Origin of the sequence: Colwellia sp. BRX9-1, assembly GCF_014077195.1 — a bacterium.
Classification (GTDB): Bacteria; Pseudomonadota; Gammaproteobacteria; order Enterobacterales; family Alteromonadaceae; genus Colwellia_A.
Map to the genome: position 1 here is coordinate 340,855 of NZ_JACGVM010000001.1, position 17,253 is coordinate 358,107.

A 17,253-nucleotide genomic window follows, 5' to 3' on the forward strand; every position below is an offset into this window, starting at 1 on the left:
CCATTATCTCATATGAATAATACAACACCGTTCGCCGTTCAAGCTATTATATTATTACAGAATTATATAAAACAGCTTGGCTTTACTCCTGTAATTCACTTTGAATTAGAAGGTTGTTATCAGCTCGATAGTAAAATAAAAAGATTTTCACTAGATTATCAAAGAATTAATCGTCAGTTAGCGCATGCAGGAATTGACGGAGAATTAGTGCCAGAGTATTGGTATAGTCAGTGGGAGTATGTTTCTTTATTTAATGGCCAGTCGCCGTTAAAAGAGGCTAATAATTTAAGCCAAGCGTTACACCTTTTACCTCGTTTTTTTGCCGAACAAGGCATAAGTAAAACATTAATCAAACCGGTTGTTTGGTCTGGTGATAAAGGCAAGTTAGCCAGTGGTAGTGGTGATATTTTCACCACAGAAACACGGGCAGTGCATATCCCTAATGCTGTTCAAATGAATATTAGTGCGCTTGATAGTGAAGGTAAAAACATTATTATTGAACGCGGCTTTGGTGAATATTTACAGCAATGCTTTCTTGATACTAGTTTAAATTGTTGTTTGATTTATTTACCTGAAGAAGAAGCTTTTGAGCGACTAGCATTAAAAACTAAATACGGTTTAGCGGCTGAGTTATGTTCACCCGTGGATATTTCAGGCGGACACCAAGGCAGTATTGCCTTGTATAAAGAAGTGGGTAAACATAATCAAGCGATGGGCGAAGAGCCGGTACTTTATAATCACAAAAATGAAGTACTAGTTAAGCGACAAAATTGGCAAAAAACTGCTCGTATCGAGCACAGAATTGGTGCTTCAAGTATGCAATACAATGCTTATTTTAATATTATTTACTCTTTATTGAACTTAATTGACGCGCTTGAAGTATATAAGGTGGATAACTGTCGCAAATTGCTCCGTAAAGAAGTTCATCATCAAAATTTACCTTTTTCATTGTATGATAATACAGAGCAAGAAAAATTGGGCGCAATATCACTATTTGCAAATGATCACTGGTTAAGCGAAAGTTTAAATAAGCTATCGGGTCAATTTATAAATGGTGAGCAAATATCAGGGCAGTTGCAGTTAGGTGACAAATTAAAGCAAATGATTTTAGCGCCGTATCAACAAAAACTTATTCTCACTCATACATCATAATTAATTTAAAAATAAAATATGACTCTTATTAATAATCAAAATATTACCCCGCAGCTTAATGGTTTATCTATAGATGATAAACGCGCCGAGCTAAAAAGCTACTTCCATAATACTTGGACGACTTACGAGTCGTTGTTTGCTTTAATCAACAAAGATGAAGCCTATTATTTACGGCCTGAGACTTTACGCCATCCACTTATTTTTTATTTTGGCCATACGGCTACCTTCTTTATTAATAAATTACTTTTGGGTAAGTACATTAATAAGCGTGTTAATACCAAGTTAGAAGCTGTTTGCGCTGTTGGTGTTGATGAAATGAGCTGGGATGATCTCAACAGTGAACATTACGACTGGCCTAATGTTGATGAAGTAAGAGAATACCGTCAACAAGTTTTCACTTTGGTTAATAACCTTATTGATACCATGGAAATTAGCTTACCTATCAAACAAGACTCGTTAGCTTGGGTGATATTGATGGGCTGTGAGCATGAACGCATCCATCTTGAGACTTCATCAGTTATTATGCGCATGTTACCGCTAGATTGCTTAACACAGCCATCTGAAGTAGCGGGACAATGGACAAGTTGTGCTCATTTTTCAACGGCTCCAACGAACGAGTTACTACCTGTTACAGAACAATCTATTGTATTAGGGAAAAAGTTAACCGATGAAACTTACGGCTGGGACAACGAATATGGTGAGTTATCTGTTGAGGTTAGTGCCTTTTCAGCTTCTAAATATTTAGTCTCTAATCAAGAGTTTTTAGCTTTTATCGATGCAGGTGGTTACAAAAAACCACATTATTGGAGCGAAGAAGGGCAAAAGTGGCTAAGTTTCACTAAAGCTGAAATGCCGCGTTTTTGGCGAAAAAATAACGATGAATACGTGCAGCGTAACTTACTTAATGAAATGCCTTTACCTTTGAATTGGCCTGCAGAAGTGAACTACTTAGAAGCGAAAGCTTTCTGTCATTGGAAAAGTGAACAAACTCAAAAAAATATTGCTATGCCTACTGAAGCACAGTGGCATTGTCTAATCAATAATGCCAGCGATAATGAAGAACAAGTATTAGGTAATATAAACTTAGCCCGTTACGCTTCTTCATGCCCGATTGATGAATTTTCAACAGGGGATTTTTATGATGTTATTGGTAATGTATGGCAATGGAATGAGTCAGCAATAGATGGTTATGAGGGATTTAAAGTTCATCCACTTTATGATGATTTTTCTACGCCAACCTTTGATGGTAAACATAACTTAATTAAAGGCGGTTCATGGATTTCTACCGGCAACGAAACCATTCCGTCGTCTCGTTATGCTTTTCGTCGTCACTTTACTCAGCATGCTGGTTTTCGTTATGTTGAAAATATCGATGGCAAAATACCATTAACGCCGGTTAATCGATATGAAACTGATCGTGAAGTTTGTCAGCAACTAGAAAGTCATTATGGTGATCAATATTTAAGTGTTGAAAACTATTCACAACAAGTTAGCCAATTATTGCTTAGTAAAGTACAAGCTCTGGGCATTAATACCGACAAGTTATTGAACTTAGGTTGTAGTGTTGGACGAACCGCTTTTGAGTTGTCAGAGCATTTTCAGCATATTGATGCAGTAGATTTTTCTGCACGTTATATTCAATTTGGTGTGCAACTTCAACAACAGAAAACACTCCGTTACACCAACGTTATTTCTGGTGACATACAGAGTTTTCACGAGGTGTCTCTTAAGGCATTAGCGCTAAACAACAACGCTGACCATATTGTTTTTAGTCAGGGTGATGCGAGCAATTTAAAACCCATTTTTAACGGTTATGATGCGATTTTAGTTGAGCATGCGCTAGAAAAGAGTTATCAACCTAAACAGTTGTTAGCCACACTGTCTAAGCGACTTAATAAACAAGGTTTACTTTTTGTATTAACCGACCATCAATACTCAGCGAAACACACTGAAAAAGAAAATTGGTTGGGTGGGCTTAAAGTCAATGGTGAAAATGTTATTGGCTTTGATGGTTTACAGGAAAAACTAGCAGAAGAGTTTACTTTTTTAGACGCACAGCCATTAACGCGTGTGATTAAGCAAAATCAATGCACTTTCACCGTAACCACCACCGAAATGTCGGTTTGGCAGCGGAAAGTATAGCAAGTGATGAAAAATATTTTACCGGCACATATTGCCTTTGGTCAACAGCTTGCAGAAAATCAAAAGGTCACTATTAAGCACAATTTGAGTAATTCTTGCGCACAGTCGTTGTCCGCAGCACAATTGTGTCTACTCGGTGAAACGAGTCTTGATAATCTACTGGGTGACCAAGCGTTATCCTATGCGTCGATAAGTGGCAGCCATTATTTGCGATCACTTATTGCCGGTTTTCATCAAGACTATAATCATCATCAAGTTGAGTTAACTGCTGACAATGTTCTAACTTTTTGCGGCGCTCAAGAGGCGTTGTCAGCTATTTACCAAACAGTACTTAGCGAAAATGAACGAACGCAAGGTAATACAGTTGAGCAACAAGCAGCGATTGAAATTGTTGTTATTACACCTTGCTATCCCTCTCTAGTGACGATGGCAGAGCAGATGGGGATTAAAGTAAGGTGCCTTACGGTTGATTTCCAACAAAACTGGCAAATTAACCAAGCGGCACTTTTAGCCCTAGTAAACGAAAATACCCGACTAATTGTCTTGAATTCTCCCCATAATCCCAGTGGTAGCATAATAGACACTCAATTTTCGGAGCAAATATTAGCCATTGCAAAACAGTTCAATTGTTACCTTTTAGCCGATGATGTCTCTCAAGCGAGTAACTATAATGATCTTAAATTAGCTCATCGCTATTTAGATTATGATCGCACGATTGTTGTCTCGGTATTATCGAAAAGTTTTGGTTTGGCGGGGCTACGTATTGGTTGGGCAGTGTCTAAGGATAAGTCACTGCTAAAAAAATTATTAGCGGTAAAAGCTCAAGGCTCAATTTGTACTTCAATCGTTGATGAAAAGCTGGCAGAGCTTGCTTTAGAAAACCATGTTGAAATCATCAGTAAAAATAATCTTATTATCAAAAATAATATCGCTTTATTTCAGCAGTTTATCGACAAAAACCAGTTGCATTTTAGTTGGTGCCCTCCTCAGGCAGGCTTACTAACATTAGTGAAGTGCCATAGTGATTTACCCATGCTTGAATGGGCAGAGCAACTCGCCGAACAAGCGGGAATATTCGCTTACCCATCATGCCTATTTGGGCTTACTGGGCCATATTTTCGTTTAGGGCTGGGTGCAAAAAACTTTTCAATGATACTGGAATCATTACAAGGGTTTGTTGATAGTCGCTTATCGTTGACTGTGAATTGAAAGTTGGATTGAAAGCTTAATTAATTTATTTTTGCTATGAACCTATTAATTAGTAGCCGCATTCTCCATTGCTAAGAAAGTTGACGATAACTCGAGAATCAAGCCTAAAAGCTGCAAAGGCGATAGCGTTTTAACGGCTGATCTAGGTATAAATTAATTTACCATCCTCACCAGCAACTATATCTCTGGTTATTTCTTTTGTCAGCCTTATCAGCGCTTATAAGTAGAAGTAAATCATAAAGAAGTGACATGCCGCGCCACCTAAAACAAATAAATGCCAAATAGCATGGTTGAAATGAATACGCTTTTGCACATAAAAAATAACCCCCAAACAATAAATAAAACCGCCGAGAGCAAGTAGTGTTAAAGCTTGATTTGATAATTTGTCATTTAGCTGTTCAATAATGGTTATAGATATTAGTCCCATACCTAAGTAGGTGATCAGCGAGGTTTTTTTATAGCGGTGACCAAATTTCATTTTAAAAAACACCCCTAATATAGCCATACTCCAGATAATTGTCAGCATAATAGTACCGAGTTGGTCGTTTAAGGCAACCATCATTAAAGGGGTGTAAGTTCCTGCGATTAACAAGTAAATAGCACAATGGTCGAGTAATTTAAAAAGCCTTTTTTTGTCAGGATCTTGAAAGGCATGGTAAAAAGTTGAAGCGGTGAATAATAAAACCAAACTGGCACCGTACACGGCATAACTCACTATTTTTACTAATGAGTTATCAGTAAAAGCTGCAGTGAGTAGCATGTAACAAGCCATAACAGACAATATTGCGCCAAGAGCATGAGTCAAGGTGTTGGCTATTTCTTCATTTTTGCTGTAACTAGCTTGGCTTGTCATTTGTTATCCTGTTATTTTTCATTGTTTCTTTAAATTTAATTTCAGTGTACACGTGTAAGCTGAGATTGAATGATAACAGAAAAAACAATTGAAACAAGAGGTCAGACCAATGAATTTAAGGTATAAAAAAAGAGCTTAGTTAAGCTCTTGATTAGATGAAAAATAGTAAAGTTACTTTCTCAACGAATAATTGGAGAAGGGTAAATTTTAATGAAAAACGCTACAAAGCTAACTCAATCACCATAGCTTTGAGTTCTTCTTTGGAAATTGAATTATTATGATTAACATCAAATTTATTAAAAATACTCTCACACATACGGATGCCTTTATCTTGTAAAAGACAGTCAATTAATTCAACAAATTCACTTCGACTAATCGCACCGTCTTTATCTTCATCAAAAAATTCAAATAGTTCATCAACCCACTGATTAATGTCCATCAGTTATCCTTATTAGTAGTATTACATCTACTAAATACTTTATCTTTTATTGTGCTATTTGTGAATGATTAATTGCAACATTGCGTTAATAAGCGTGATTTATTATCTACTAGCGTAAAGTTTCTACACAGCACAAGTATCAAAGCTACATTTTCTAGTAAGTAGAGTATATACTTTAACATATTTAATCATGACTAAATAAAATGACTATTATTAGGCAAGAAACAAAAACACGAATGAGCCGCATCGTTAAGCACAATGGTGTTATTTATTTATGTGGACAAGTTTGTAAAGATGCGAGCCAAGGCATTGAAGAACAAACACGTTCAATGTTAGATAAAGTTGATGAATTACTTGAACAAGCAGGTAGCGACAATAAACATATTCTATCGGCAACTATTTATATAAAAGATATGAATGATTTTTCAAAAATGAATGAAATTTGGGATAATTGGATCCCTCAGGGGTTCGCTCCTGCAAGAGCTTGTGTCAAAGCTTCAATGGCAAGAAATGAATTACTTATTGAAATATCGGTAATAGCGGCCGAAATATAGTTATTTTTTAAACTTGTTCTCTAACATTTTTAATATATTAATCTACACTTCATTAGGTTAGCTTGCCTGTAAACGAATCGATTTTAATAAAAAAATTTTAATAAAACATAAGCACGTAAAAACATAAGCACGTAAAAATATAAACTCTAAGGTGGATAATATGAAAAGTAAAATAGCGGTACTAGCGCTTGCTAGTAGCTTTATTTCCTATACGGCTCAAGCAGATATCAATTTAAGTGGTTTTGCTTCAATAACAGGTGGTATCACTACATCGAGTGATGAAACACTGTATGGCTTTAATGATACTTTTGACTTTAAAAATGGTTCATTACTTGCCATTCAAGCATCAAGTAACATAGGTGAAGGCCTTGATATTACTGCACAAATTGTTTCTCGCGGTGAGAATGATTGGGATACTGAATTTGAGTGGGCCTACGTTAGCTATAACGTAAACGATAAATTTAGGGTTTTGGCTGGGCGTCAACGAGCACCTTTCTTTATGTACTCAGACTTTTTAGATGTTTCGTATGCCTACCCGTGGATAACACCACCAAAAGGTGTTTACGATTTAATTTTTAATACTTTTGACGGTCTTAGCGGCATATACAGCAGTACTCTTGGAGAATTTGATACGACTTACCACTTTATTGCGGGTAATAACTCCGATGAAATCGAAGTCTTTGGTGAAAAATCATCACCTAACATGGATAATATCTTAGGTGGCGCTGCAACCTTTAATAGAGATTGGCTAACCTTGAGAGCAGCTTATTTTAATGCTGATGTAACAATACCTTCAACAGGGTTAGATGGACTTGCTAATAATTGGAACGCCTTTGGTTACCCTACATTTGCAGACAACACTAGTATTTTTGAAGATAAAGCAACGTTTACTGAACTTGGCTTTCAAATTGACTATGAAGGCATCTTAGTTGTTGGCGAATATACTACGCTTAAAATAGATAATACGTTATTAGGTGAAGAAGAGTCTTATTATGTGATGCTAGGTAAGCGCTTTGATAATTACTTAGTACACGTTACTTACGGTGTTGATGAAGACACTGCGGCGAACGATTTTACTAGCGTTATACCGTCTGGAACTCCTCTTGATGCTTTAAAAGTACCAACACAAGATGTTATAGCTAGTCAAAAAAATGATTCAAGCTATGTTACTGTTGGTTTACGTTGGGATTTTCATAGCTCTGCATCATTAAAGTTTGAATATACCGGTTTTAATGATGACCTTAATGGTGCTAATGATGCTGGTTTATTCCGCACTTCACTTGTTACTGTTTTTTAGGGGATTGATGATGAAATATATAAAAGTCACTGCGATCTTACTTTCAATAGGCTTTAGTTTAACGGCTTCTGCCGATATTGCTGTTATTGTGAATCCGGCTAATTCTAGTGAGCTTACCGACAGAGACATATCTCGGATTTTTTTAGGTAAAAATAAGAAATTTACTAACGGTGCTTCTGTCATGGCAGCCAATTTAAAAGATGAAAGTCCCGCTCGAGAAGAGTTTGAAAGCAAAGTGTTGCAAAAGACTAGCTACCAAGTTAAATCTTATTGGGCTAAGCTAATTTTCTCTGGTAAGGCGAAACCTTTAGCAGAATTTGATAATGATGCCGATGTGTTAAGTTTTGTTGCTGATAACCCTGATGCTATTGGCTATATCGATGCTGCTAATGTCAGTGATAAAGTTAAAGTGATTAAAACCTTTTAAGTAACTCTGTTATTATAAAACGAGTATCAACAGTGATTTTCAATTGACTGTTGGTACTCGTTTTTTTTTAATTCATTTATTTAATAGGTATTTCTTGTGTCATCTCTTGTTAACTCACTCAAGCAAATCTTTGGTTTTGATGCCTTTCGTGATGGACAGCAGCAAACGATTGAGCAGCTCCTCAATAGCCAATCTTCTCTCGCTATATTTCCGACTGGCTCAGGTAAATCATTATGCTATCAATTAGCGGCTATAGAACTACCTCACTTAACTATTGTTGTTTCTCCCTTGCTGGCGCTAATGAAAGATCAATTAGCCTTTTTAGCGACGAAAAATATAGCAGCGGCAAGTATCGATTCAACATTAACGCCACAGCAAAATCAGCAAGTCATGGCGGATACGCGTTCAGGTAAAATAAAAATTCTTATGGTGTCGGTTGAGCGTTTTAAAAATGAGCGTTTTCGCCAATTTATTGAGTCAGTAAATGTATCTATGTTGGTTGTTGATGAGGCACATTGTATTTCTGAATGGGGGCATAACTTTCGCCCCGATTATTTAAAACTCCCTAACTATCGCCAAGAACTCAACATCCCGCTGGTGCTTTTGTTGACCGCCACAGCGACCAAAAAAGTCAAGCAAGATATGGCCACTAAATTCGCTATCTTACCAGAGCACATCGTACAAACAGGCTTTTATCGTCAAAATTTAGATTTGTCGGTGTTAGCGGTTTCAACAAAAGATAAAAATCAACAATTGCTAACAAGTATCACTGATCAAACCGGTTGTGGCATTGTATATGTGACTTTACAGCAAAGTGCTGAGTATGTGGCAAACTTTTTGAGACAACAAGGTTTGAATGCGCAACCTTATCACGCCGGATTTATAAGTGAAAAACGACAGAAAATTCAAGAAGATTTTATGTCGGGAAGAGTACAAATCATCGTGGCTACTATTGCTTTTGGCATGGGCATAGATAAAGCAGATATCCGCTTTGTTATTCATTATGATTTACCCAAGTCAATTGAAAATTACAGCCAGGAAATTGGCCGAGCAGGGCGTGATGGTTTAGCATCAAATTGCATTACCTTGGCAAATTTAGATGGGCTAAATACCGTTGAAAATTTTGTTTTTGGTGATACACCCGAACTGAGTGGTATTGAATGTGTTATAAAAAACATTCAACAAGAATGCCAAAATGATCGCTGGGAATTACAAGGTTTATCGCTGTCAAATGCCAGTAATATCCGCCAATTACCCATGAGAACCTTACTTGTTCAGTTAGAGCTGCAAGGCGTAATTAAACCGCTATTTTCATATTTTGCCGATTTTAAATATAAATTCACCACCAATAAAGACGAAGTGTTAAATTTATTTGAAGGTGAGCGCAAAGATTTTCTTGCGACTATTTTTAAATACAGCGGCTTTAAAAAAGTATGGGGAGAGCCAGACTTTGATGCACTATTTCAGCATTATGGCTGTGACCGTGGCCGAGTGATTGTGGCTTTGGAATACCTTCAAGAGAAGCAACTGATCACCTTGGAAACAAAAAAAATCACTGAAGTTTTTAGTGTTAACAAAGCCTTATTGTCAGCTAATATACTTGCTAAGTCACTACATGATTATTTTGTCGAAAAAGAAGAAAAAGAAATAAAACGTATTGCGACACTGGTGCGCTTCTTTGAATTATCCTCTTGCCTAAGTCGAAATTTATCCTTGTACTTTAATGATAAAAACACCCCTGAAAATTGTGGACATTGTTCAGTATGCCGTGGAAACGTTGCTAAGCTAAGTTACTCACAAGAAAGTACTCTGCCAGATGACACTGCGATAGTTGACATGCTAACGGCGCTTATTGAACATATGTCGACCAAGCACAAAGGTGTTTTATCTTTAGAAACGATGTGCCGATTTTTAACTGGATTAACCGTGCCGCTTTTTAGCCGTAATAAAATAAAACAGTTATCTGGTTTTGGCTGTTGTGAAAATATTCGTTATCAAGAAGTGCGTGAAAAAGTGATCAGTGTGATGAATATTTAGCGGCAAATAATTAATAAAAAAGCGAAATATAAGTACTTATATTTCGCTTTTTATTTTTCAAACTCAGTATATATGAGGATTAGTCGTGGTTGTGACCACAACCCCCTTCACCATGGACATGTCCATGTTTCAATTCATCTTCTGTGGCATCACGGACTTCTAAAATTTCTACATCAAACTTTAAATCAATGCCTGCCAAAGGGTGATTTCCGTCAACAGTTATTTCATCATCAGTGACATCTATAACAATAACTGTTTGCTCACCATCATCAGTCGTTGCACGTAATTGTGAACCAACCGCAAGATCTTCAACACTTTCGAACATACTTTTTGGCACGGTTTGTACAAACTCATCGTGGCGATCGCCATAAGCATTTTCAGCGCTAACTGCGACTTCGAATTTATCATCAACAACATGATCTGTTAAAGCATCTTCTAAGCCCGGAATGAGATAACCTGTACCGTGAATGATAGATAAAGGGCTGTGATCATAAGAGCTGTCGATGAGTGTGTCTTCGCTGTCGGATACGGCATAGTGTAAAACGACAACTTTGTTTTCTGAAATTTTCATGATATGTCCTAAATTTTAAATAAATGTAACTCGCGACTATTCCGCTAAGTTATAAGGCAATTCTACTAAGCTTAATGCTGAGTTTTCGTGGTTTTTAATCCGTAAGTTTGTGGTACTATCGATATCGCTGGCTAAAACAGCCTGCAGATAATAAATGCCATCATCACTAATATAGCTCGCTAAGATGTCACCAGCTTTACGCCAGTTTGCACCTAACTGTTGCTCAATAATATCACCTGCTTGCAAGGTTATTAACTCATTATTTGCTGATTTACTCTTTAACGAAAATAAAGCACGTTTGTTTTTTCCTAAATACTGCATTCGAGCAACAGTCTCTTGTCCTAAGTAACAGCCTTTAGTAAAGCTTATGCCGTGAATTGCTTGTAAATTCAACATTTGTGGCACATAAGAAGCAACTGTTTCTGGTGCTAGTAAAGGAAAACCTTCATTAATTTCGATTAAATTCCACAGCGCTTGAGAATAAGTGACTAAGGCAAAGTCATTAATAATTTTTTCAGCAGCCTTCGCCTCATCAATTATAAGATAACGTTTTAATTTTCCCGCGAGGTAGACAATAGTGGTACTACCGACTTGTAAAACCGGTGTTAAACTATTAGGTAATTCAACAAACTGTTGATGGAGTATTTCTGTTGCCTTTTTTCCTGCAACCGCATAAAAAGCTAAATCTGTGGCTTGTTCAATGGTTACTTTGGCAAATACGCCAAATTTCTTCAGTTCGGCTAATGATTGGCTAATACTGGTTTTAGGTTGTAAAAGTAAATGAATATTTTGACGATTTATCAATCTAAACACTGAAAAAACTTTACCTTTAGCGTCGCAATGACCACCCAATAATAAGTTATTATCTGTCAGTATATTTACATCGCAAGTCACTTGTCCTTGTAGGTATTTACTTTGTTCTGCTCCATGTACAGCAATTGCACCATATTCAGCTAAACTAATGATACAAGCATCAGGAAGGTTATCGTAACTAGGTAAAGTATTTTCAACAGAGATTGTCATAATTAAATTGGCATTTTTGTTTTATTGATAGGTTAAATAATGAGGACTTTCTTGTGAAATTCAAGGTGTATATGATATTCGTTAGTTTATTTTTCTAGATCTGATAAACAATATTGTAATGGCAAATGACTTTGTTAGAATAAGCCTAAATTTTATTTTACTGGGTGTTACATGTCTTTAACTGATAATAAACCGCGTTTAAGATGGGCTTGCCGTCGTGGAATGCTCGAATTAGATATACTTTTTATGCCTTTCGTTGAAGAGGCTTATGACTTGCTCTCAGAAAAAGAGAAGCTAGTTTTTGAACGTTTACTGGAAGAGCAAGATCCGGAATTATTTGCTTGGTTTATGGGGCATCAAGTTTGTGAAGACAAAGAACTCAACGCCATGGTGCAACTTATCCTTAAACGAGTTAAAGTTTAATATAGTTGTTGAGCATACGCATAATAAATTTAATTTTATGCGAATGTTCTATACTGAACCTAACAGTTTTACTCTTGATATAATGGGTGAATGCCAGTTTTCGGCTAAAGGTAAAAGACAGTTAAGCGCGTCTAGTCGTATTGGTTTTTGGGGGTGTTGGTTGGTCTTTGAAGATAATTTACCAGCACAAGTTACCTGGCTGAAAAATCATTTTTTAAAAAACTGTCTCGCGCAACTGAATTTACCCAGCTACTTTATTTTAAAAACGAGTTTGTCTGCTAAACATTATTCAAGGTTATGCCGTGTTATCGTCAAGTTAAATAACCCAACTTAGGGTGATTAAACCTTTGATAACTCAGCATAACACTTAATATTAAGGACGTAGAATAGTTGGGGTTGCTACCTGACTTAATTCAGGATAATCAAGCGTGTAGTGCAAACCACGACTTTCTTTACGTTCCATCGCACATCTAATAATTAATTCAGCTACTTGTACTAAGTTTCTTAATTCTAGTAAATTATTACTGACTCGAAAATTTTGATAGTAATCTTCTATTTCTCTTTGCAACAATTCAACACGGTGCAGCGCTCTTTCTAAACGTTTTGTTGTTCTGACAATACCGACATAGTCCCACATAAATAATCGCAGCTCATGCCAGTTATGTTGTATAACAACTTCTTCATCAGAATTTGTAACGCGACTTTCATCCCAAGCGGGTAACGCAACAATACTCTGTTGACGGTCAATTTTTTGTTCTATGTCTAATGCCGCCGCGCGAGCAAACACTAGGCATTCTAATAACGAATTACTCGCCATACGATTAGCGCCATGTAAACCGGTATAAGCGACTTCGCCAATAGCATACAAGCTCTCGATATCTGTTTTACCTTGCTTATTAATCATGACACCACCACAAGTGTAATGGGCAGCAGGTACAACGGGCATAGGTTGTTTGGTAATATCGATGCCTAAAGATTGAGTTTTTTCATAGATATTAGGGAAGTGTTGCTTAATAAAATCAGCAGGTTTGTGGCTAATATCTAAATACATACAATCAGCGCCGAGGCGTTTCATTTCAAAATCAATAGCGCGGGCAACAATATCTCGAGGTGCAAGTTCGGCGCGTTCATCGAAGCTTGGCATAAATCGACTGCCGTCAGGGCGACGTAAAATAGCCCCTTCGCCGCGTAATGCTTCCGTTAACAAAAAATTTCCTGCATCAGGATGGAATAAACATGTCGGGTGAAATTGGTTAAACTCCATATTAGCGACACGGCATCCTGCTCGCCACGCCATTGCTATACCATCACCGCTGGCAACATCAGGATTTGAAGTATACTGGTAGACCTTACTTGCACCACCCGTCGCTAAAATGGTTTTACGGGCAAATATACGTTCAACGCATTCGCTATTTCGGTTCCAAATGTAGGCGCCAATGCAGCGCTTTTGCTGGTTATTGGTATCGTTTGGTTGTTCACAGACTAAATCAACAGCATTGTAGCGTTCAAAGATTCGAATACGGGGATGATTTTTAACTTGGTCGACTAACGTGGTCTGAATGGCTTGACCTGTGGCGTCAGCAGAATGAAGAATTCTGCGATGGCTATGACCACCTTCACGGGTTAGATGGTAACGTAACTCACCTTTTTCATCTTCTTCTTGATCAAAGTCAACACCTTGGCCAATTAGCCATTCCAAACATGCTCGCGCATTTTCAGCGGTAAATTGCACTATTTCTTGGTCACATAAGCCTGCACCAGCAATTAAAGTGTCATTTACATGAGCAGCAACACTGTCATTCTCATCAAAAACAGCAGCGACACCTCCTTGGGCGTAAAAGGTTGAACCTTCATTAACCAAGGATTTGCTGAGTACAACGATATCGGCATTATTTGCTAAATGTAAAGCAAGCGTTAAACCCGCGGCACCGCTACCAATAATTAATACGTCACAGTTGTGTTGTTTGTTCATAAAGTTATGATTTTAATGTATTCTACATATAGCAGGAATCTTAACGGTTATTCACCTGTGGTAACAGATAAAATGGGCTGTATTTAGAAATAAACACGAAATTTGGATAGTTTTATGACTTATTTTAATTTTTTTCGAACTTTTTCAAATTAGTGTAGTCCTACTTGATGTGTTTACCATGAGCCAAATGTTGAACCGGATTTTAGAAGTAAGTAATAATTAGGAGTATTGGCTCAGATGAGCGAAATAAACGTTGACCAAAAATTGGTTGAACGAGTACAACGCGGAGATAAAAATGCTTTTAACCTTCTGGTGACAAAGTATCAGCATAAAGTAGCAAATTTAGTGTCGCGTTATGTAAAAAATCACAGTGATGTACCCGATATAGTTCAAGAAGCATTTATTAAGGCATACAGAGCTTTACCTAATTTTAGAGGGGATAGTGCTTTTTATACTTGGCTTTATCGTATAGCCGTTAATTGCGCAAAGAACCATATGGTGGCGAGTAATCGAAAACCACCGGGCTCTGATATAGAAGTAGAAGATGCTGAAATTTATGATTCAGGTGAAGCTTTGCGAGAAAATGCTTCTCCTGAAAAGTTATTATTAACCAATGAAATCAAAAAAGTTATTTTTGATACCATTGAACAACTACCCAATGATTTGCGAACGGCAATTAACCTTCGAGAATTAGAAGGGTTAAGTTACGAAGAAATAGCACATATTATGGATTGTCCTGTTGGGACTGTGCGTTCGAGAATATTTAGAGCTCGAGACGCGGTAGATAAAAAAATTAGGCCATTATTACAAAGCTAGCTATTAAGAGTAGATTTTTGGTATAGAAGATAAAATTAATTTAATTCACACGAATGTAAGTGTTAATTTTTAAGGTGTATATATGAGTGAAGGTAAGTTTGAAACAGTGTCATCTTGTGTTGATAATTTTCAACATAATGATAAAACGTTTGATGATATTATCAACGATGAACATTTGTCGACTACTTGGGATCGTTATCATTTAATTGGAGATGTTTTACGTAATGACACTCCTGATGTTTTACAACTTGATTTATCTGCTGAAATAGCAAAAGCGATTGCCGCTGAGCCGACCGTTTTGGCACCGAAAACGACTAATGTTTTCATGCTTAAGTTAAAAAATAAAGTGGTCGAGTTTGCTAAACCCTTTGGCCAATTAGCGATTGCTGCTTCAGCCGCAGGTTTAATGGTTTTAGGTGTACAAAGTAATGTTGCACAAAATAATGAAACTATTTTACCTAGCCAAATAGTAAAAACTATTCCTATGGCAGGTTTCGCTGAACCGGTAAGCTTAAACTTTCAAGAACCAGACAGAGCTTCACAAAAGCAAGCTTTTATTGATCAACAACGTCGTTTTCATGCTTTGCTGTCTGATCACCAACAACAAATTAAATTAGGTTCACTGACGGTTGATACCACAAATACAGACAATGAAAGTGAAACGACTAGCATTGACAACAAAAAGGCAAATAAAAGTAATTAATGAAATTCTTAAGTTATGTTTTACTGCTGTTAAGCATCAGCTTTTCCGCGGTTGGTGAAGAAAGTGAGTCAGCAAAAGTTTGGCTCGAACGTTTATCTAGCGCATTAAATAAACTTAATTTTAGTACGTCTTTTGTTGTTGTAAAAAATAATCAAGCTCAGCCATATCACTGGTTTCATGGTGTCGATGAAAGTGGTAAAGAACTTGAGATACTTTCTTTACTCAATGGACCGCGTCGCGATATTTTACGCAAAGGCAACGTAGTTAGCTATATCGAACCTGAACTGCCTCCTTATTCAGTAACTTCTCAACAAATTAGTGGTCCTATTCCTGCTATTTTAGCGGGCGATATTTCTCGATTAGAAAATATTTATGATTTTATTTCTGTTGGCCGAAGTCGTGTATTAGGCCGACCTGCACAATTGATCAGAATAGAAGCAAAAAATACCCACCGTTATGCCTATTGGCTTTGGTTAGACCAACAATCAAGTATGCTATTAAAGTTGTCTATTGTGACGAAACAAGGTCAACAATTAGAGCAGATTCAGTTTACGCATCTTGAAATCACAGAAAAACCTTCAGAAAGTGTCTTACAGTTAAATGAGACTGAACTTCCTGTGCTAGTTGATATTCCTGAAGAATACCAACAGCAAGCACTGCAATGGGATGTTAACTGGTTGCCAGAGGGCTTTACGCAAATTAACGCTAATCGACATAAAATATCACTAACAAAACAACCGGTTGAATTTATGCTGTTGAGTGATGGCTTAGTAGATATTTCAATTTATGTTAATGGTAGTCAAGAAAAACAACGCAATGCGGACTTTGTTATGGATGGAGCTACTTTGGTGTTAAACCAAGTGAGTGATGGTATTGAAGTGAGCATTGTCGGAAAAATACCGTTTAAAACAGCGAAAGCTATTGCCGACGCTATCACGATAAAGCCACCTCAAAAACCATGATTGAAGAAAACGCTACGGTTGTTGCCATAGAATTAACGGCGGATAAAAATGCCGGTCTAACCGCTATGCATAAAGTGACCGTGGAAAGCCAAATCAAATCAAGCTGCAGTGGCTGTAAACAGGTTGATAACTGTGGCAGTGGTCAAGTGGCTAAAGCTTTTCCACAAGCCAAACTTAGCTTAGAATTAGAAACTGAATTAGCGGTAAAAGTTGGTGACACTGTGGTCTTGGGTTTATCAGACAAGCATTTACTATTAACCGCTTGGCAAGTTTATCTATGGCCATTGTTAGGGCTAGTCATCGCGTCAGTATTTGGCCAATGGTTGGTTGAAAATAGCATATTTAGCCACGAGTTATTTGCGATAGCGTTAGGTGTATTGGGCGGATACATAGGTTTTTCGCTCGCGAGGCACCAACAAAAACGTGGTAAATATTGTAATTTGTTAATCCCAAAAATTCTCCGTATACATAACTCGATGATTAATATTGTCGAAATTACTGATTAAAATTTTTGCGACTGATTCTGTGTCCAGTACAAGTCTTTAAAGTAGACGCTTCTGCGTAATAGATATTAGCCATTAAAGAACTATTATTTGCGACTAATGCCTAGTAATTTACCTATTTTAGACTTGCTTAAACCTCTATCTCGAAGTAGAAAGGCTATATAGACAAG

At 37.0% G+C, this 17,253-nt stretch carries 18 protein-coding genes; 13 read left to right on the forward strand and 5 right to left on the reverse strand.

What is annotated here, in order from left to right; genetic code table 11:
* The first annotated feature begins 12 nt into the window (after positions 1-12).
* From H4J76_RS01645 to H4J76_RS01655, 3 genes are read left to right on the forward strand one after another with little or no spacing between them, the layout of a single operon-like run.
* Positions 13-1,152, forward strand: coding sequence for a hypothetical protein (locus tag H4J76_RS01645; RefSeq protein WP_182221119.1), 1,140 nt, complete (start codon positions 13-15; stop codon positions 1,150-1,152).
* 18 nt (positions 1,153-1,170) lie between these two features.
* Positions 1,171-3,294 (forward strand): 5-histidylcysteine sulfoxide synthase, encoded by a 2,124-nt coding sequence (ovoA, locus tag H4J76_RS01650; protein ID WP_182229983.1) that lies wholly within the window; start codon positions 1,171-1,173, stop codon positions 3,292-3,294.
* Positions 3,295-3,300: 6 nt separating this feature from the next.
* Entirely contained in the window at positions 3,301-4,503 is a 1,203-nt protein-coding gene (locus H4J76_RS01655) for a pyridoxal phosphate-dependent aminotransferase (protein ID WP_182229984.1), read from the forward strand.
* Positions 4,504-4,720: 217 nt separating this feature from the next.
* Here the strand turns inward: H4J76_RS01655 and H4J76_RS01660 are convergent, their stop codons facing one another.
* Positions 4,721-5,356 carry a hemolysin III family protein gene (locus H4J76_RS01660; RefSeq protein ID WP_182229985.1) on the reverse strand — a complete coding sequence of 212 codons (636 nt, stop codon included), beginning with the start codon at positions 5,354-5,356 and terminating at the stop codon, positions 4,721-4,723.
* A gap of 220 nt (positions 5,357-5,576) precedes the next feature.
* The gene (locus H4J76_RS01665; protein WP_070374752.1) at positions 5,577-5,795 is read right to left on the reverse strand and encodes an EF-hand domain-containing protein; all 219 of its coding nucleotides are present in this window, start codon (positions 5,793-5,795) and stop codon (positions 5,577-5,579) included.
* 203 nt (positions 5,796-5,998) lie between these two features.
* Here H4J76_RS01665 and H4J76_RS01670 point away from each other — a divergent pair, with 203 nt between their 5' ends.
* From H4J76_RS01670 to H4J76_RS01685, 4 genes are all read left to right on the forward strand, one after another.
* A complete protein-coding gene (locus H4J76_RS01670) occupies positions 5,999-6,349 on the forward strand; it encodes a RidA family protein (protein WP_182213355.1) in 351 nt (116 codons plus the stop codon).
* A gap of 160 nt (positions 6,350-6,509) precedes the next feature.
* On the forward strand, positions 6,510-7,646 hold the full coding sequence (locus tag H4J76_RS01675; RefSeq protein ID WP_182229986.1) for a hypothetical protein: 1,137 nt from the start codon (positions 6,510-6,512) through the stop codon (positions 7,644-7,646).
* Between the two features lie 7 nt (positions 7,647-7,653).
* Entirely contained in the window at positions 7,654-8,073 is a 420-nt protein-coding gene (locus H4J76_RS01680; protein WP_182213358.1) for a phosphate ABC transporter substrate-binding protein, read from the forward strand.
* Between the two features lie 96 nt (positions 8,074-8,169).
* A complete protein-coding gene (locus H4J76_RS01685) occupies positions 8,170-10,110 on the forward strand; it encodes an ATP-dependent DNA helicase RecQ (RefSeq protein WP_182229987.1) in 1,941 nt (646 codons plus the stop codon).
* Positions 10,111-10,189: 79 nt separating this feature from the next.
* Here H4J76_RS01685 and H4J76_RS01690 read toward each other — a convergent pair whose 3' ends face one another.
* Both H4J76_RS01690 and ygfZ read right to left on the reverse strand, forming a co-directional pair.
* Positions 10,190-10,681: a peptidylprolyl isomerase gene (locus H4J76_RS01690; protein ID WP_070374747.1), complete on the reverse strand. Its 492-nt coding sequence runs from the start codon at positions 10,679-10,681 to the stop codon at positions 10,190-10,192.
* Between the two features lie 36 nt (positions 10,682-10,717).
* Positions 10,718-11,704: a tRNA-modifying protein YgfZ gene (gene ygfZ / locus H4J76_RS01695; RefSeq protein ID WP_182213361.1), complete on the reverse strand. Its 987-nt coding sequence runs from the start codon at positions 11,702-11,704 to the stop codon at positions 10,718-10,720.
* A gap of 171 nt (positions 11,705-11,875) precedes the next feature.
* On the opposite strand from ygfZ, the gene H4J76_RS01700 reads away from it, so the two are divergent.
* Together H4J76_RS01700 and H4J76_RS01705 are read left to right on the forward strand one after the other, a co-directional pair.
* Positions 11,876-12,127, forward strand: a complete 252-nt coding sequence (locus H4J76_RS01700; protein ID WP_070374745.1) for a succinate dehydrogenase assembly factor 2 — start codon at positions 11,876-11,878, stop codon at positions 12,125-12,127.
* Positions 12,128-12,164: 37 nt separating this feature from the next.
* On the forward strand, positions 12,165-12,461 hold the full coding sequence (locus tag H4J76_RS01705) for a hypothetical protein (protein ID WP_182229988.1): 297 nt from the start codon (positions 12,165-12,167) through the stop codon (positions 12,459-12,461).
* 39 nt (positions 12,462-12,500) lie between these two features.
* Here the strand turns inward: H4J76_RS01705 and nadB are convergent, their stop codons facing one another.
* Positions 12,501-14,099: an L-aspartate oxidase gene (gene nadB / locus H4J76_RS01710; protein ID WP_182213364.1), complete on the reverse strand. Its 1,599-nt coding sequence runs from the start codon at positions 14,097-14,099 to the stop codon at positions 12,501-12,503.
* 237 nt (positions 14,100-14,336) lie between these two features.
* Between nadB and rpoE the strand changes: the two genes are divergently transcribed.
* The 4 genes from rpoE to H4J76_RS01730 all read left to right on the forward strand — a co-directional run bounded on the left by rpoE (position 14,337) and on the right by H4J76_RS01730 (position 17,086).
* The gene (gene rpoE, locus H4J76_RS01715; protein WP_146797811.1) at positions 14,337-14,915 is read left to right on the forward strand and encodes an RNA polymerase sigma factor RpoE; all 579 of its coding nucleotides are present in this window, start codon (positions 14,337-14,339) and stop codon (positions 14,913-14,915) included.
* Positions 14,916-14,997: 82 nt separating this feature from the next.
* Positions 14,998-15,618, forward strand: a complete 621-nt coding sequence (locus tag H4J76_RS01720; RefSeq protein WP_182213368.1) for a sigma-E factor negative regulatory protein — start codon at positions 14,998-15,000, stop codon at positions 15,616-15,618.
* On the forward strand, positions 15,618-16,580 hold the full coding sequence (locus tag H4J76_RS01725; RefSeq protein WP_182229989.1) for a MucB/RseB C-terminal domain-containing protein: 963 nt from the start codon (positions 15,618-15,620) through the stop codon (positions 16,578-16,580). Before H4J76_RS01720 ends, H4J76_RS01725 begins: the two co-directional genes overlap by 1 nt.
* Entirely contained in the window at positions 16,577-17,086 is a 510-nt protein-coding gene (locus H4J76_RS01730; protein WP_182213372.1) for a SoxR reducing system RseC family protein, read from the forward strand. Before H4J76_RS01725 ends, H4J76_RS01730 begins: the two co-directional genes overlap by 4 nt.
* The last annotated feature ends 167 nt before the right edge of the window (positions 17,087-17,253 follow it).

Coding starts and splice junctions, on each gene's coding strand:
- nadB (WP_182213364.1), bottom strand. CDS start 14,099: ATGAACAAACAACACAACTGTGACGTATTAATTATTGGTAGCGGTGCC.
- H4J76_RS01655 (WP_182229984.1), top strand. CDS start 3,301: ATGAAAAATATTTTACCGGCACATATTGCCTTTGGTCAACAGCTTGCA.
- H4J76_RS01680 (WP_182213358.1), top strand. CDS start 7,654: ATGATGAAATATATAAAAGTCACTGCGATCTTACTTTCAATAGGCTTT.
- H4J76_RS01670 (WP_182213355.1), top strand. CDS start 5,999: ATGACTATTATTAGGCAAGAAACAAAAACACGAATGAGCCGCATCGTT.
- H4J76_RS01725 (WP_182229989.1), top strand. CDS start 15,618: ATGAAATTCTTAAGTTATGTTTTACTGCTGTTAAGCATCAGCTTTTCC.
- H4J76_RS01660 (WP_182229985.1), bottom strand. CDS start 5,356: ATGACAAGCCAAGCTAGTTACAGCAAAAATGAAGAAATAGCCAACACC.
- H4J76_RS01665 (WP_070374752.1), bottom strand. CDS start 5,795: ATGGACATTAATCAGTGGGTTGATGAACTATTTGAATTTTTTGATGAA.
- H4J76_RS01690 (WP_070374747.1), bottom strand. CDS start 10,681: ATGAAAATTTCAGAAAACAAAGTTGTCGTTTTACACTATGCCGTATCC.
- ovoA (WP_182229983.1), top strand. CDS start 1,171: ATGACTCTTATTAATAATCAAAATATTACCCCGCAGCTTAATGGTTTA.
- H4J76_RS01700 (WP_070374745.1), top strand. CDS start 11,876: ATGTCTTTAACTGATAATAAACCGCGTTTAAGATGGGCTTGCCGTCGT.
- rpoE (WP_146797811.1), top strand. CDS start 14,337: ATGAGCGAAATAAACGTTGACCAAAAATTGGTTGAACGAGTACAACGC.
- H4J76_RS01705 (WP_182229988.1), top strand. CDS start 12,165: ATGCGAATGTTCTATACTGAACCTAACAGTTTTACTCTTGATATAATG.
- H4J76_RS01645 (WP_182221119.1), top strand. CDS start 13: ATGAATAATACAACACCGTTCGCCGTTCAAGCTATTATATTATTACAG.
- H4J76_RS01720 (WP_182213368.1), top strand. CDS start 14,998: ATGAGTGAAGGTAAGTTTGAAACAGTGTCATCTTGTGTTGATAATTTT.
- H4J76_RS01675 (WP_182229986.1), top strand. CDS start 6,510: ATGAAAAGTAAAATAGCGGTACTAGCGCTTGCTAGTAGCTTTATTTCC.
- ygfZ (WP_182213361.1), bottom strand. CDS start 11,704: ATGACAATCTCTGTTGAAAATACTTTACCTAGTTACGATAACCTTCCT.
- H4J76_RS01730 (WP_182213372.1), top strand. CDS start 16,577: ATGATTGAAGAAAACGCTACGGTTGTTGCCATAGAATTAACGGCGGAT.